This is a genomic window from Pseudomonas sp. ANT_H12B (genome assembly GCF_008369325.1).
Lineage (GTDB): Bacteria > Pseudomonadota > Gammaproteobacteria > Pseudomonadales > Pseudomonadaceae > Aquipseudomonas.
On the sequence record NZ_VOBI01000002.1, the window covers coordinates 329,822 to 344,606 of the forward strand.

Annotated in this window: 10 protein-coding genes; 1 reads left to right on the plus strand and 9 read right to left on the minus strand. The window is 60.6% G+C overall.

What is annotated here, in order from left to right; all coding sequences use genetic code 11:
- The first annotated feature begins 22 nt into the window (after positions 1–22).
- Positions 23–760 carry an ABC transporter substrate-binding protein gene (locus tag FQ185_RS04455; protein WP_149416434.1) on the plus strand — a complete coding sequence of 246 codons (738 nt, stop codon included), beginning with the start codon at positions 23–25 and terminating at the stop codon, positions 758–760.
- A 50-nt stretch (positions 761–810) separates the two neighbouring features.
- On the opposite strand, the gene yccS is transcribed toward FQ185_RS04455, so the two are convergent.
- The 9 genes from yccS to betI form a co-directional block, all read right to left on the minus strand.
- A complete protein-coding gene (gene yccS, locus FQ185_RS04460) occupies positions 811–2,994 on the minus strand; it encodes a YccS family putative transporter (RefSeq protein ID WP_149416435.1) in 2,184 nt (727 codons plus the stop codon).
- 279 nt (positions 2,995–3,273) lie between these two features.
- The gene (locus tag FQ185_RS04465; RefSeq protein WP_149416436.1) at positions 3,274–4,452 is read right to left on the minus strand and encodes an NAD(P)/FAD-dependent oxidoreductase; all 1,179 of its coding nucleotides are present in this window, start codon (positions 4,450–4,452) and stop codon (positions 3,274–3,276) included.
- 142 nt (positions 4,453–4,594) lie between these two features.
- Complete coding sequence (gene dbpA, locus FQ185_RS04470; protein WP_256730367.1) at positions 4,595–5,932, minus strand: ATP-dependent RNA helicase DbpA; 1,338 nt, start codon at positions 5,930–5,932, stop codon at positions 4,595–4,597.
- A gap of 105 nt (positions 5,933–6,037) precedes the next feature.
- Complete coding sequence (gene mdtD / locus FQ185_RS04475) at positions 6,038–7,465, minus strand: multidrug transporter subunit MdtD (RefSeq protein WP_149416438.1); 1,428 nt, start codon at positions 7,463–7,465, stop codon at positions 6,038–6,040.
- Between the two features lie 57 nt (positions 7,466–7,522).
- On the minus strand, positions 7,523–8,860 hold the full coding sequence (locus tag FQ185_RS04480) for a TldD/PmbA family protein (RefSeq protein WP_149416439.1): 1,338 nt from the start codon (positions 8,858–8,860) through the stop codon (positions 7,523–7,525).
- A complete protein-coding gene (locus FQ185_RS04485; RefSeq protein WP_149416440.1) occupies positions 8,860–10,302 on the minus strand; it encodes a TldD/PmbA family protein in 1,443 nt (480 codons plus the stop codon). Before FQ185_RS04485 ends, FQ185_RS04480 begins: the two co-directional genes overlap by 1 nt.
- Before the next feature lie 268 nt (positions 10,303–10,570).
- Entirely contained in the window at positions 10,571–12,274 is a 1,704-nt protein-coding gene (gene betA, locus FQ185_RS04490) for a choline dehydrogenase (RefSeq protein ID WP_149416441.1), read from the minus strand.
- A 144-nt stretch (positions 12,275–12,418) separates the two neighbouring features.
- Positions 12,419–13,891, minus strand: coding sequence for a betaine-aldehyde dehydrogenase (betB, locus tag FQ185_RS04495; protein WP_149416442.1), 1,473 nt, complete (start codon positions 13,889–13,891; stop codon positions 12,419–12,421).
- Between the two features lie 108 nt (positions 13,892–13,999).
- The gene (betI, locus tag FQ185_RS04500) at positions 14,000–14,593 is read right to left on the minus strand and encodes a transcriptional regulator BetI (RefSeq protein ID WP_149416443.1); all 594 of its coding nucleotides are present in this window, start codon (positions 14,591–14,593) and stop codon (positions 14,000–14,002) included.
- Positions 14,594–14,785 lie beyond the last annotated feature (192 nt).

The following is a 14,785-nucleotide window of genomic DNA, read 5'->3' on the forward strand; positions in this document are numbered from 1 at the left end:
CGCCCGCTAAGGATTTTCTAGCATGCCGCGAGTGCATCGAGCCTTTGCTTTGATTGGATTGCTGTCGCTGGCTCAGGGCGCGGCAGCAGAAAAGCTGCGGCTGGTGGCCGATGCCTGGCCACCCTTTACCGACGCCACACTGGTCAACGGTGGGCTGGCCACAGACATCGTCAGCACCGCACTGGCCCGGGCCGGTTATGCCAGTGATTTCGAACAGGTGCCTTGGGCGCGAGCCTTGCTGGGGGTGGGCGAGGGTCGATACGACGTGTTGGTCAACGCCTGGTACACCGACGAACGCACCAAACTCGGGCAGTTTTCCGGCGAATACCTGCTCAACCGCGTGCGCTTTCTCAAGCGCAAAGACGCGCCGATCGAATACAACAACCTGCAGCAATTGCATACCTACCCGATAGCGGTAGTGCGCGGTTACGCCTATTCGTCGGAGTTCGATGATGATGTGTCGCTGCAGAAAGTGCCGGTGCACAGCTTCGCCATGGCCGTGCGCATGGTCGCTGCCGACCGGGTCAAGCTGACGCTGGAAGACGAATACGTCGCTCGTTATTACTTGGCCCGGGAATCATCCAAGGTGCGCAATTCCGTGGAGTTTTTGCCCAAGCCACTGAGCGAAAACAGCCTGCACATTCTGGTCAGCCTGAAGAACCCGAAGCATGAACAGATCGTCGCGGGTTTCGATCGGGAGATTGCGGCGATGAAAGTGGACGGGAGTTACGAGCGGTTGTTGAAACAACATGGGATGTGAGTGGCGTTGATCCAGTGCTTATGTTGAGGTCAGCCCGATCACCACAGATCTCAATCCTCGCTCGTATCCTTGATCAAATGCGCAGCCAGCGTGCGCAACGGACCAAGCTGTCGGCAAATCAACGCCAACTGAGTCTGCACCAACCGCTGCCCTTCATCGATTTCATCCGGCATCTGTTCAAGCTCATTGGCCAGCGCTTCTTCCTCGTCGCTCTGAATCGCAATCGACAGTTTGCTCGCCAACCCCTGGGCGATCTCATCGATGCTCGCTGCCAGCCTCACACCGGCTCCTTCGATCAAATGCTCGCGTACGTCCGCCGGTAACTGGGTTTCCCGGTGTGCACCCAGTCCCGACAAATAACTGAGCAAGGTGTGCGACAACACCAGGAAGCGAAACCCGACGTCTGCTTCCTTACGGAAGTGCCCCGGCTCCATCAGCATGTTCGCCAGTGTCGTCGACAGTGCCGCGTCGGCGTTGTGGGCGTTGCGTCGCGCCAGCCGATAAGCCAGGTCGTCGCTTTTGCCGGCGGCGTATTGCTGCATGATCTGGCGCAGGTAAATGCTGTTGCAGGTCAAGGTGTTGGCCAGCACTTTGTTCAGACGTCGACCCTGCCAGTCCGGCAGGAACAGGAACACCGCCAGCCCGGCGATCAGGCTGCCGAGCAAGGTATCGAACAGCCTTGGCAGGAACAGCCCGTAACCATCCCCGACCTGGTTGAAACAAAACAGCACCATCAGGGTGATCGCGGCGGTCGCCAGGGTGTAGCGAGTGGTGCGGTTGATAAAGAACACCACCCCGGCAGCGATTGCGAAGCATGACTGCACCAGCGGGTTGGGGAACAGGTCGAACAGCGCCCAGGCCACGGTCAGGCCAATGGCGGTGCCGATGATCCGCTGGCCGAGTTTGCGCCGGGTGGCGCCGTAGTTCGGTTGGCAGACAAACAGCGTGGTGAGGATGATCCAGTAGCCTTGGGACGGGTGGATCAAATGCACCATTGCGTAGCCGATGCTCAACGCCAGGGGCAAACGCAGGGCGTGACGGAACAGCAATGACGTCGGTGTCAGCTGCGTGCGCAAGCGAATCCACACATCCTTGAGGCTGCGTGGCGAGCGGTCGAGCAGGCTGCTGTCGGTGGCGTCGGCCAAGGCGTCGGGGTTGCTGGCGTCGCTGAGCAGACGGTCGAGTGTGCCGAGGTTGGCCGCCAGTGCCCGCAACGACCGCAGCAATCCGCGCCATGCCGGGTTGCTCTGAATGCGCAGGTGTTCGAGCGAGGCGTGCAAATCGCTCAGGGCTTCGGCGAAGCTTGCGTCATAGACAAACGGCTGGCGCATCTGGATCGACTCGGCCAACGCTCGACAGGCCTTGCCTTGCTGGCGTAGCAGACGCTGACAGCGAAACATCACGTCACTGTGAAAAAAGGCGTCGGCCAGGGCGTTGTAGGGGTAGTGCGATGAACTGGCGCGCTCGTGGATGTCCTGGGCAAGGAAGTACAGCTTGAGGTATCGGCTGACTTTCGAGCCCGGCCGACCGTTGCCGACCCGGTGCAGGATGATCTCCTTGGCGACGTTCAGTGCGGCGACAACCCGACCGTTCTGCTGCGCCAGTTCCAGCCGCCGCGCTTCCACATCCATCTGCCGGATCGGTTCGAACAGCGACGATTTCAGCTTCAGGTAAAAACCCAGTTCACGGAACAACCGCGCCAGGCTCTGCTGCACCGGCTGGTTGGAGAACATCGCCTGCCACAGCACCGAGAGCAGACCGTACCAGGCCGCACCGGCCACCAGCAGCACCGGCTCGTGCCAGAAATCAGTGACCTCGCCGCCGCGCTGTTCCACGCCGATCATGGTGTAGACCGACAGAATCAATGTCGCCGAAGCAATGGCGCCATAGCGTTCACCGAGGGCTCCGAGCATGGTCAGGCCGAAACTGGCCAGTGCGAGGGCGATGACAAAGACGATGGGGTAGGGGAACAGCAATTCGACGGAAAGGGCGGCAACGCTGAAACACACCAGCGTCACGGCCAGCGCGTTGAGGCGGCCCTGCCAACTGTCGTCGGTCTCGGCCAGGGCGCTGGCGATAATCCCGAGGAACAGCGGGATCAGCAGCCCCATTTCATCCTTATACCAACACAGCGCCATGCTGCCGGTCAGGGCGATGAATACCCGCACGCTGTAGCTGAATTTATCCAGCGCCCAGAGGCGACGCAGAGACTGACTAAATGGGGTCGATGACATGAAGTGCGAAGGCCTTCCGAGGCAATGCCGCTAAATTGAGCCAGTAATGACGTCGACGCAATGGCGCCGATCACATCTGACAGCAAAATCTGTTCCTTGGAGCTCAATGCTGATCGCAAAAATCGGGAATGGCAGAGAAACCTGTGGGAGCGGGCTTGCCTGCGAGAAAGCCAGCACATTCAACATCTATGCTGACTGTCAGACCGCTATCGCAGCGATACGGCGCCCCGACAAGCCAGCTCCCACAATTGAGCGTATTTCACATTCAGGTTATGTGAGTCAGACGTACTGCGCAGCCGCGTAGCCCGAGGCCCACGCCCACTGGAAGTTGAAACCGCCCAAATGCCCGGTGACATCCAGCACTTCACCGATGAAGTACAGGCCGGGGCTTTTCAGCGATTCCATGGTCTTGGACGACACTTCGCGCGTGTCGACGCCGCCCAGTGTCACTTCAGCGGTGCGATAGCCTTCGGTGCCGGCCGGCACGACTTTCCAGCTCGCCAGTTTTTCGGCGATGTCGGCAATTTCCGCGTGGGTGTATTGCTTCATCGGTTTGGAGACGAACCAGTTGTCCGCCAGCAGGTTGGCCATTTTCTTGGTGAAGATTTCACCGAGCAGGGTTTTCAGTTCGCTGTTGGGACGTTCGGCTTGCTGCTGTTGCAACCAGCTCGGTACGTCGTGATCCGGCAGCAGGTTGATCTCAATCGTATCGCCGGATTCCCAGAACGAAGAAATCTGCAAAATCGCCGGACCGCTGAGGCCGCGGTGAGTGAACAGAATGTTCTCGCGGAAACTCTGGTCATTGCAGCTCACCAGACAATCCACCGACGTACCGGACAGCTCGGTGCACAGCTCTTTGAGCTGATCGGTAATGGTGAACGGCACCAAACCTGCGCGGGTCGGCAGCAAGTCGTGGCCGAACTGCTTGGCCACCTGATAGCCGAAACCGGTCGCGCCCAGCGTCGGGATCGACAAGCCGCCAGTGGCGATTACCAGGGATTCGCAGGTGATTTGGCCTAGCGTGGTGTCCAGTAAATAACCGCTTTCGAGTTTCTCGATGGTCTGGATCGAGGTGTCCAGATGCAGGCTGACGCCGACCTGATCGCACTCGTTGAGGAGCATCTCGAGGATGTCGCTGGATTTGTTATCGCAGAACAACTGGCCGAGTTTTTTCTCGTGGTATGGCACGCCGTGCTTGGCGACCATGCCGATGAAATCCCACTGGGTGTAGCGCGCCAGGGCGGATTTGCAGAAGTGTTCGTTCTGCGAGAGGAAATTGCCCGGTTCGGTGTACATGTTGGTGAAATTACAGCGGCCACCGCCCGACATCAGGATTTTCTTGCCGGCCTTGTTGGCGTGGTCGAGCAACATAACCTTGCGCCCGCGCCCGGCGGCAGTCAGCGCACACATCAACCCTGCGGCGCCAGCGCCAATGATCACGACTTCGGTAGAGCGCAAAACGGTGTCCTCTTGATGTGACGCCACAAAACAAACTGTGGGAGCGAGCCTGTTCTCGATGAGGCCTGCACATTCAACATAGATGTTGTTTGACAGTCCGCCATCGCGAGCAGGCTCGCTCCCACAGGGAAAGACAGTGTCCTTACAAAATGCGAACGCGCAGCGAACGGCCTTTGATCTTTCCGTCGTTCAGGCGCTGCAAGGCTTGCTTGGCGATCCCGCGTTCAACAGCCACATACGCCTGGAAATCGAAAATCGCGATCTTGCCAACCTGAGCGCCCGGAATACCGGCATCGCCCGTCAGTGCACCCAGAATGTCACCCGGACGCACCTTGTCTTTACGGCCAGCACCGATGCACAACGTGCTCATGACCGGCAGCAGCGGTGCACCGCCCTGGGATTTGAGGTTGTCCAGCTGATCCCAGCTCAACGGCGACTTCTGCAGTTGCTCGATGGCTTGGGCGCGGTGGGCTTCGGACGGTGCGACCAGGCTGATCGCAATCCCTTTCTCACCGGCGCGGCCCGTACGGCCAACACGGTGGATGTGGATTTCCGAATCACGGGCCAGTTCGACGTTGATCACCATGTCCAGCGCATCGATGTCCAGACCGCGAGCGGCGACGTCGGTTGCGACCAATACCGACGTACTGCGGTTGGCGAACATCGCCAGCACCTGGTCGCGATCACGCTGTTCCAGATCGCCTTGCAGGCCGACGGCGGAAATGCCTTTGGAGGTCAGGTGATCAACGGTTTCCTGAACCTGCTGCTTGGTGAAGCAGAACGCTACGCAAGACGCCGGGCGGAAATGCGCGAGGACTTTGACCACCGCATCCATACGCTCTTCCGGAGAAATCTCGTAGAAGCGCTGCTCGATCTGCGTATCGTCGTGGAACGCCTCGGCCTTGACGATCTGAGGGGTGCGCATGAATTTCGACGCCAGCTGCTTGATGCCCACCGGGTACGTGGCGGAGAACAGCAGGGTCTGGCGGCGCTCCGGGGTCTGGGCGATGATTTCTTCGATGGAATCGTAGAAACCCATGTCGAGCATGCGGTCGGCTTCGTCGAGGATCAGGGTGTTCAGGCCATGGAGCACCAGCGAACCCTTGCGCAGGTGCTGCTGGATGCGCCCCGGGGTGCCGACGATGATGTGCGCGCCGTGCTCAAGCGAAGCGATCTGCGGGCCGAAAGACACGCCGCCGCACAGGGTCAGGACCTTGATGTTGTCTTCGGCACGGGCCAGACGACGGATTTCCTTGGCGACCTGGTCAGCCAACTCGCGAGTCGGGCAAATGACCAGCGCCTGGCAACCGAAGAAGCGCGGATTGATCGGGTTCAGCAGGCCGATACCGAAGGCGGCGGTCTTGCCGCTGCCGGTCTTGGCTTGCGCGATCAGGTCCATCCCCTTGAGGATCACCGGCAAGCTTTGCGCCTGGATCGGCGTCATCTGGGCATAACCGAGGGAGTCGAGGTTAGCCAGCATGGCGGCGGACAGCGGCAAAGTATTAAAAGCGGTGGCGATGGTGGTCACGGGACTGGCCTGCAAAACAAAATGTCGCGCAGTGTACCAGCCCGGTGGCCATTCGCCCTAAGGCTCGATGTGTTCTTCCGGACGTTTGACGCGCCGTCCGTCTTCCTTTGAGAGCTGGGAGAAGATGGTTGCGGCGAGCATCGCCATGATTCCGACGGTCAGGAAGGTCAGCTGGAACGCGCCCAGGACCGTGTTCACGCCATCATTACCGACCTCTGCGGTGAAGCCGCCGAGCAGCGCGCCGGCGCAGGCAACACCAAGACTGAGGGACAATTGCGCGACCACCGACAGCAAGCTGTTGCCGCTGCTGGCGCTGGCGTCGTCGAGGTCGATCAGGGTCACGGTGTTCATCGCGGTGAACTGCAAGGAGTTGATCGCGCCCAGAATCGATAGCATCACCAACAGCAGCCAGTACGGCGTCTGCTCGCTGACCAGCCCCATGCTCGCCAGCATGAGCCCCAGCGCCAACGTATTGCCGGTGAGCACAATGCGATAGCCCAGGCGTTCGATCAGCGGTCGCGCCACCGATTTGGCGACCATTGCCGCAGCGGCCAGCGGCAACATGCTCATCCCCGCCTGGGACGGCGAATAACCCAGCGCCACTTGCAGCAGCAACGGCACGAGGAACGGCAGGGCGCCGCTGCCAAGACGGGCGAACAGGTTGCCGAGGATGCCCACGGCGAAGGTCCGGGTCTTGAACAGCGACGGCGCGAACAGCGGATTATCGATGTGCCCGGCCCGTAGCCAGTACGCCGCCAGACACGCCATGCCGCCAAACAGCAGCAACATCACCCGCAAGTGTGGCAGATGCAGTTCGCCGAGGCCTTCCATGGCAACGGTGATCAGTACCATCGCGGCACCAAACAGCAAAAAGCCCAGGCTGTCGAAACGCGTGCGCTCGCTGCCACGCAGGTCGGGAATGAATTTCCACACGGCGTAGCAACCGACGGCGCCCACCGGCAGATTGATCAGGAAGATCCAGTGCCAGGTCAGGTATTCCACCATCCAGCCGCCCATGGTCGGGCCGAGCAATGGGCCGAGCAGGCCGGGGATGGTGATGAAACCCATGATTCGCACCAGCTCCGAGCGCGGGTACGCCCTGAGTACTACGAGTCGCCCGACCGGCAACATCAGCGCGCCGCCCAGGCCCTGAATCACCCGCGCGCCAATCAACTGGCTCAGGGTGCTCGACAGGGCGCAGAGCAACGAGCCGAGGCTGAACAGCAGGATCGCGCTGAAGAAGATTTTCCGGGTACCGAAACGGTCGGCAATCCAGCCCGAGGCAGGGATCAGCAGGGCGACGGTGAGCATGTAGGCGATGATCACGCCTTGCATGCGCAGCGGGTCTTCGGCCAAGTCACGGGCCATGGCGGGCAGGGCGGTGTTGAGGATGGTCCCGTCGAGGGATTGCATGAAGAACGCGATGGCGACGACCCACGGCACCCAGCGGGCGGTGACAGCGTCGAGAGGCGGGCGGTTGGGCATGGGACCTCTTGTTGTTGGAGATGATCGTTCCCACGCGGAGCGTGGAAACGATCAGGGTCAGAGGGTCAAGGTCAGTTTGCTGATCAGCGCGCCCGGCAGTAACGCCGAGGCGGTGGCCCGCTGGCTATAGGTGCTGGCCGACAGCATTAGCTCACGCTCCTCAGTCAACGCTTCAAGCTGCGACCCCAGCAAACTGAAAGCACTGTCATCAAACCGCATCGTACTCACCGGTGCCTGAATCTCGCCGTTCTCGACCCAGAAGGTCGCAAACCGCGTCATGCCGGTCAGGCGCGCCGCCGGTTGATCCGAGTAGTTCAGGTACCACAGGTTGCTGATGTACAACCCCGTGCCCAGTTGCTTGAGAATCTCAGCGTCTGGCAACGCACCGGCCGTCATGTTCACTGCGCTCGGCATTTCACCGCCGCTGGCGCCGTTGGCGGTCAGGCCGTACTCGGCCGCACTGCGTGAACTGACCATTTGTTCGCCGGCCTTGCCGTTGACGATCAACCCAAGATCGCTGCGCGGATAACCTTCGCCGGAGAATGCCGGGCTCAACGAACCGCTGACCTTTTCATCGACGGACACCAACGGGCTGAACGAACTGTCGCCTGCGTAAAGCTTCTGCAGCGGACTGCTCTTGCTGGCAATCGACTGTGCAGAGAAACCGCCCCAGCCGAGCATGTCCATGATTTCACCCAAGGCTGCCGGAGCGAGATAGGCGCGGTACTGACCCGGCGCGAGGGTGTGTTGCGGTCTGCCTAGAAAGGCCAACTGCTCGCGAGCCTGCGCAAAGCGCTTGGCAAACACTTCGCTGTTCCAGTCGTGCCCGGCGTAGCTGGCTTTCACCGCTTGGCCGTTGTCATGGAACAGGCTGAAATCGAAGTTGAAGCTATTGGCTTGATGCCAGCCGAACGCACCCGAGGAGCTGGCGAAACCACGACTGATCGGCCCGGCTGCGTAGAAACCGACCAGGTCCAGCCCTTCAGCCGCCTGGGTGATTTCAGCGACCACGTGCTCGGTGTCCGGCAGCGGATGCTCCTGCACATTCTTGCTCTGCCAACCGTTGTGATTGAGCAGCAGGTACGGATCCTGCGGCAGCAGCGGCAAGGTTTCGCGTAACTGTTGCAGACCTTCGGCCAGACGCTCAAGGTCGACTTCAGGGTCGCCTGCCAGTGTGATGTTGAGGTCGGCGTGGCGACCCTCATTGATCAGTTTGAAACCGACACTCGCCTGCTGCACCTGACCGGCCTGACGCACCTTGGCGTGATTGAATCGCACGAAGGCCGACGACTCGGCGGCGTAGCTGAGGGTGAACTGTTCCGGTTCGCGCATGGCGTCGCGCAACCAATTGACCAAAGCCTTGAACGACTCGGCCTGATTTTTTGAAGTACTCATCAGGCATCTCCCCCAAACACATCCACGTTGCTGAACACACAGGCAGGCGAGGCATGGCCGACGCGGATTACCTGATTCGGTTCGCCCTTGCCGCAGTTCGGCGTGCCCAGGACCTTGACGGTGCTGGCGTCGCCGACGGCGCTGAGGCTCTTCCAGAACTGCGCGGAAATCGCCCGGTAATTGGGGTTCTTCACCACGCCCTTGAGTTCGCCGTTTTCGATCAACTGAGCCCATTCGCAACCGAACTGGAATTTGTTGCGCGCATCGTCGATGGACCAGGAACGATTGGTCGACATCATGATTCCGTGTTCGATATTGCCGATCAGCTGATCCAGCGGTTGCTCGCCGGGCTCGATGTTCAGGTTGGCCATGCGGTCGATCGGTGGGCGGTTCCAACCGCAGGCGCGGCTGTTGGCCACGCCGTCCATGTCGGCCCGGAATTGCGAGAGTGCGCCACCCAATGGGCGCAGCAACAAGCCTTCTTTAATCAAAAACTGTTTGCTTGCCGCCGTGCCGTCGTCGTCATGGCCATAACTGGCGAGCTGCTCGGGGATGTCCGGATCGAAGGTCACGTTGAGCAGTTTGGAGCCGTATTGCAGGCTGCCAAAGTCTTCTGCCTTGACGAAGCTGGTCCCCGCGTAATTGCGTTCATCACCGAGGATGCGGTCGAGTTCCAGCGGGTGACCGATGGACTCGTGGATCTGCAGCATCATCTGGTCCGGCATCAACAGCAGGTCGCGCGGGCCTTGCGGGGTATTCGGCGCCAGCAACAATTGCAGCGCTTGATCAGCAACTTTCGGACCGGCACCGACCAGGCCGCAACGGCTGATGACATCGGCGCCGCCTTGCTGGCCAAAGTTTTCGCGGCCGAGGCTGCGAGTCTGGCTGTCGCGGCCGTCGTAGGCGGTGACTTCCAGACTCGGGTAGACGAAACGTTGGGCCTGGCGCAGCTCGGCACCGGCGCTGTTGAGGTAGATCTGCTCGACGTTGGTGATGCCGATGCTCACCTGCCAGTTCACCAGTCGCTCGTCCTTGGGCACGGACGCGGATTCGGCGCCGAGCAGTTGATAGCAATCACTCAGGGACGGGAAGGGCTGGTCCAGATTCGGCGAAAAGTAGTCGGCGCGGTCGCTGGAAACGGCTTGCTCGCGCAGGTCGAGCAGGGCGTGGGGCTTGAGTCGGCGGGCTTGTTGCTCGGCTCGCTCGAGGGCGGCTTGCAGGCCTGATCGGGACAGGTCGTTGGTCGCGGCGTAGGCTTCGACGCCGTTGACCCGAACGGTCAGCATCGCGCCTTCGTCTCGGCTCAGGCTGGGAGGTTCGGCAACGTTTTTGCGCACCGACAGGTATTGGCCGGACTCGCGTACATAACGCAGCGAAAAGAATTCTGCGCCCGTGCGCAAGGCAGCGAAGCGCTGCTTGAGCTGGGGGTGGAAATCGAACATTCGGGAACCTCCTTGGTATGGAGTGGCGGTGTATCGATGTTGCGAGGGGGGGTGAAACGTTTGCGTGGCGCTAGATTAGGCCGGTGCGGGGGGTAGGATCAAGCTTGGATCGGCGTGGGAAAAGGAATGCCGAGAGATGTGTGGTGTTTGTCAGGACCCCATCGCGAGCAGGCTCGCTCCCACATGGGTTTTTGGGTTGATCGCACATTTGCAATCCAACCCGGAACCTGTGGGAGCGAGCCTGCTCGCGATTGGCCGTGACGCGGGTTTACTGCGAGGTCAGGCTCACATCCCGCAGCGGCTTGCCACGCACCGGCGCATCGCCGGCTACGAAATAGGCAGCCTTGCTACGCGGCAACGGCTTGCGACCGCGGATCTTGTCGGCGATTTTCTCGGCGATCATGATCGTTGGCGCGTTCAGGTTACCGGTGGTGATGATCGGCATGATCGAGGCATCGACCACACGCAAGGCTTGCATGCCGTGCACACGACCTTCAGCATCAACCACGGCCATTTCGTCGGTGCCCATCTTGCACGAGCAAGACGGGTGGAACGCGGTTTCGGCGTGTTCGCGGATGAACTTGTCGAGCTGCTCATCGGTTTGCACGTCGATGCCCGGGCTGATTTCGCGGCCACGGAAAGCGTCCAGTGCAGGCTGTTGCATGATTTCACGGGTCAGGCGGATGCCGTCGCGGAATTCCTGCCAGTCCTGCTCGGTGGCCATGTAGTTGAACAGGATGCTCGGGTACTCGCGCGGATCCTTCGACTTGGCCTGGATGCGACCACGGCTCGGCGAACGCATGGAGCCCATGTGCGCCTGGAAACCGTGCTCTTTCACCCCGTTGCTGCCGTTGTAGTTAATCGCGACCGGCAGGAAGTGGTACTGGATGTTCGGCCAATCGAATTCTTCGCGAGTACGGATGAAACCACCGGCTTCGAACTGGTTGCTGGCGCCGATGCCGGTGCCGTTGAACAGCCACTCGGCACCGATGGCCGGCTGGTTGTACCAGAGCAGCGACGGGTACAGCGAGACCGGTTGGGTGCACGCGTATTGCAGGTACAGCTCGAGGTGATCCTGCAGGTTCTCACCCACGCCCGGCAGGTCGTGGACCACCGGGATGTCGAGTTTTTTCAGCAGTTCGGCCGGGCCGACGCCGGAGCGTTGCAGGATCTGCGGCGAAGCGATGGCGCCGGAGCACAGCAGCACTTCTTTGCGGGCGCGGGCTTCAACGCGTTCTTCAGCGGCGCCGATCAAGTAACGCACACCAACCGCACGCTTGCCTTCAAACAGGATCTTGTCGGTCAGGGCGTGGGTGACGATGGTCAGGGTCGAACGCTTCTTGGCGATGTCTAGGTAACCGCGAGCGGTGCTGGCGCGACGGCCGTTTGGCGTCACGGTGCGGTCCATCGGACCGAAACCTTCCTGCTGGTAACCGTTGAGGTCTTCGGTGCGCGGGTAACCGGCTTGCACGCCGGCTTCAACCATCGCGCTGAACAGCGGGTTATTGCCGGCTTTTGGCGTGGTCACGCTGACCGGACCTTCGCCACCGTGATAGTCGTTCGGGCCGATGTCACGGGTTTCAGCCTTGCGGAAATACGGCAGGCAGTTCAGGTAGTCCCAGTCTTCAAGACCTGGCAGTTTGGCCCAGTTGTCGTAGTCCATCGCGTTGCCGCGGATGTAGCACATGCCGTTGATCAGCGAGGAACCGCCCAGGCCCTTGCCGCGACCGCATTCCATCCGGCGACCGTCCATGTGTGGCTCTGGATCGGTTTCGTAGCCCCAGTTGTAGCGACGACCTTGCAGCGGGAACGCCAAAGCGGCCGGCATTTGCGTGCGAAAATCCAAGCGGTAATCCGGGCCGCCTGCTTCGAGCAGCAGGACGGTGACGCCTTCGTCTTCAGTCAGACGGGTCGCCAGGGTGTTACCGGCCGAGCCGGCACCGATGATGATGTAATCGAATTCTTGGGACATTGAATGCACCCTCTTTGAAATTGTTCAGGTCGGCGAGTGCTGCGCACTCGATCGCCAGCAGGCTGGCTCCCACATTGGAATGCGTACTCCTGTGGGAGCCAGCCTGCTGGCGATGACGGCCTCGCAGGCGAAGCAAATACCGCCTTAGAAAACCGAGGTGTAATCGCCCAGTTCGACCTGTACCGATTTGATGCGTGTGAAGTTGTTCAGCGAGCTGATGCCGTTCTCACGGCCCACACCCGACTGCTTGTAGCCACCGACCGGCATCTTCGCGTCGGACTCGCCCCAGGCGTTGATCCAGCAGATACCGGCTTCCAGTTGATGAATCACGCGATGAGCGCGGTTCAGGTCTTTGGTGACAACGCCAGCGGCCAGGCCGAAGTCGGTGTCGTTGGCGCGACGGATCACTTCTTCTTCGGTGTCGTAAGTCAGGATCGCCATGACCGGGCCGAAGATTTCTTCGCGAACGATGGTCATCTCGTCGGTGCAGTCGGTGAACACGGTCGGTGCCACGAACGCGCCTTTGGCGAATTCGCCTTCGGTCAGGCGAGTACCGCCGCACAGAACGCGAGCGCCTTCTTCCTTACCTTTGGCGATGTAACCCAGCACGCTTTCCATGTGGGCGAAGCTGACCAGCGGGCCGAAGTTGGTGTTTTCGTCTTCCGGGTTGCCGATGCGGATGCGGGCAACGCGCTCGGCGATCTTGGCTTCGAATGCTGCTTTGAGGTGAGTCGGTACGAACACGCGAGTGCCGTTGGTGCAGACCTGACCGGAGCTGTAGAAGTTGGCCATCATGGCGGTATCGGCGGCGCGATCGAGGTCGGCGTCGTCGAAAATGATCAGCGGGGATTTGCCGCCCAGTTCCATGGTCACGTCTTTCAGCGACGAAGCGGAAGCGCTGGCCATGACCTTCTTGCCGGTGTCGGTACCGCCGGTGAAGGAGATCTTTTCGATGCGCGGGTGCTCGGTCAACCAGGTGCCGACTTCACGGCCGCTGCCGGTCAGCACGTTGAACACGCCAGCCGGCACGCCGGCTTCGGTGTAGATCTCGGCCAGTTTCAGCGTGGTCAGGGAAGTGACTTCGCTTGGCTTGAAGATCATCGCGTTACCGGCTGCCAGGGCGGGTGCGGATTTCCACAGAGCGATCTGGATCGGGTAGTTCCACGCGCCGATACCGGCGACGACGCCCAGCGGCTCGCGACGGGTGTAGACGAACGAAGTGGTGCGCAGCGGGATCTGCTCGCCTTCGATGGCCGGCACCAGACCAGCGTAGTACTCCAGCACGTCAGCGCCGGTAACGATGTCGACGTACTTGGTTTCGGAGAACGACTTGCCGGTGTCCAGGGTTTCCAGGGCGGCCAGTTCATCGTTGCGCTCGCGCAGGATGTCGACGGCACGACGCAGGATGCGCGAACGCTCCATGGCGGTCATCGCGGCCCAGATTTTCTGACCCTTTTCGGCGCTGACCACAGCGCGCTCGACGTCTGACTGGGTCGCACGCTGTACTGTTGCGAGGACTTCACCGTTAGCTGGGTTGATGGCTTCGAAGGTGGCGTCGCTGCTGGCGTCACTGTAGCCGCCATCGATGTAGAGTTTTTGCAGTTCGAAACGGGCCATAAAGTCCTCGCAAGTGCATAAGTTAGTTGGCGTTAACCACCGGGCGTGCCCTAAAGCCTTGGCAACGCTGGTCAGTGGCAGTTCAGGTGCTGAGCGGTTCTGTGTGCTCTAACTCACCTGCTTGGCCAGTTGTAAATCCATGTATTCGTAAGCGATCTGGTGCGCCTGCTCGGTGTCGAAAGCATCTCCCGACAGCGCGCCGCGCAACCACAAACCGTCAATGAGGGCTGCCAGGCCTCGGGCTGCACTGCGCGCTTGATCAAGCGGCAATACACGGCGGAACTGGCAGCACAGGTTGGAATACAGACGGTGATCGTTGATCCGCTGCAACCTGTGCAAAGACGGGTGGTGCATGCTGGTGGCCCAGAAGGCCAGCCAGGTTTTCATTGCCGGGCCATTGACCTGGCTGGCGTCGAAGTTGCCTTCGATAATCACCTGCAGATGCGCCCGCGGGCTGTCATCTGTCAGCGCCTGACGGCGCACGGTGACGTTCTCGCTGAGGACACTCATCAGATACTGCGCGGTGGCCGCGATCAGGCCGTTCTTGTCCTGAAAATAGTGACTGATGATGCCATTCGAGACACCGGCCAAACGGGCGATCAGCGCAATGCTGGCGTCCCCCATTCCGACCTGATCAACCGCCTGCAATGTGGCTTCGATCAACTGCTGACGGCGGATGGGTTGCATACCGACCTTGGGCATCTTGCACATCTCCTTAGGCCTTCCGGCGGACGTAAAGCGTCTATCGGATTGAAGGCCAGTCTATTTTGTTTTGATTGAACGTTCAATCAACAAAGAATAAGATCTGCGACAATTCGTCGCTGCCTACAGGTTTTTCCTACACGTAGTTGGCGGAAAAACGACGTCTGAAATCGCTCGAAACCCCCGCGCACT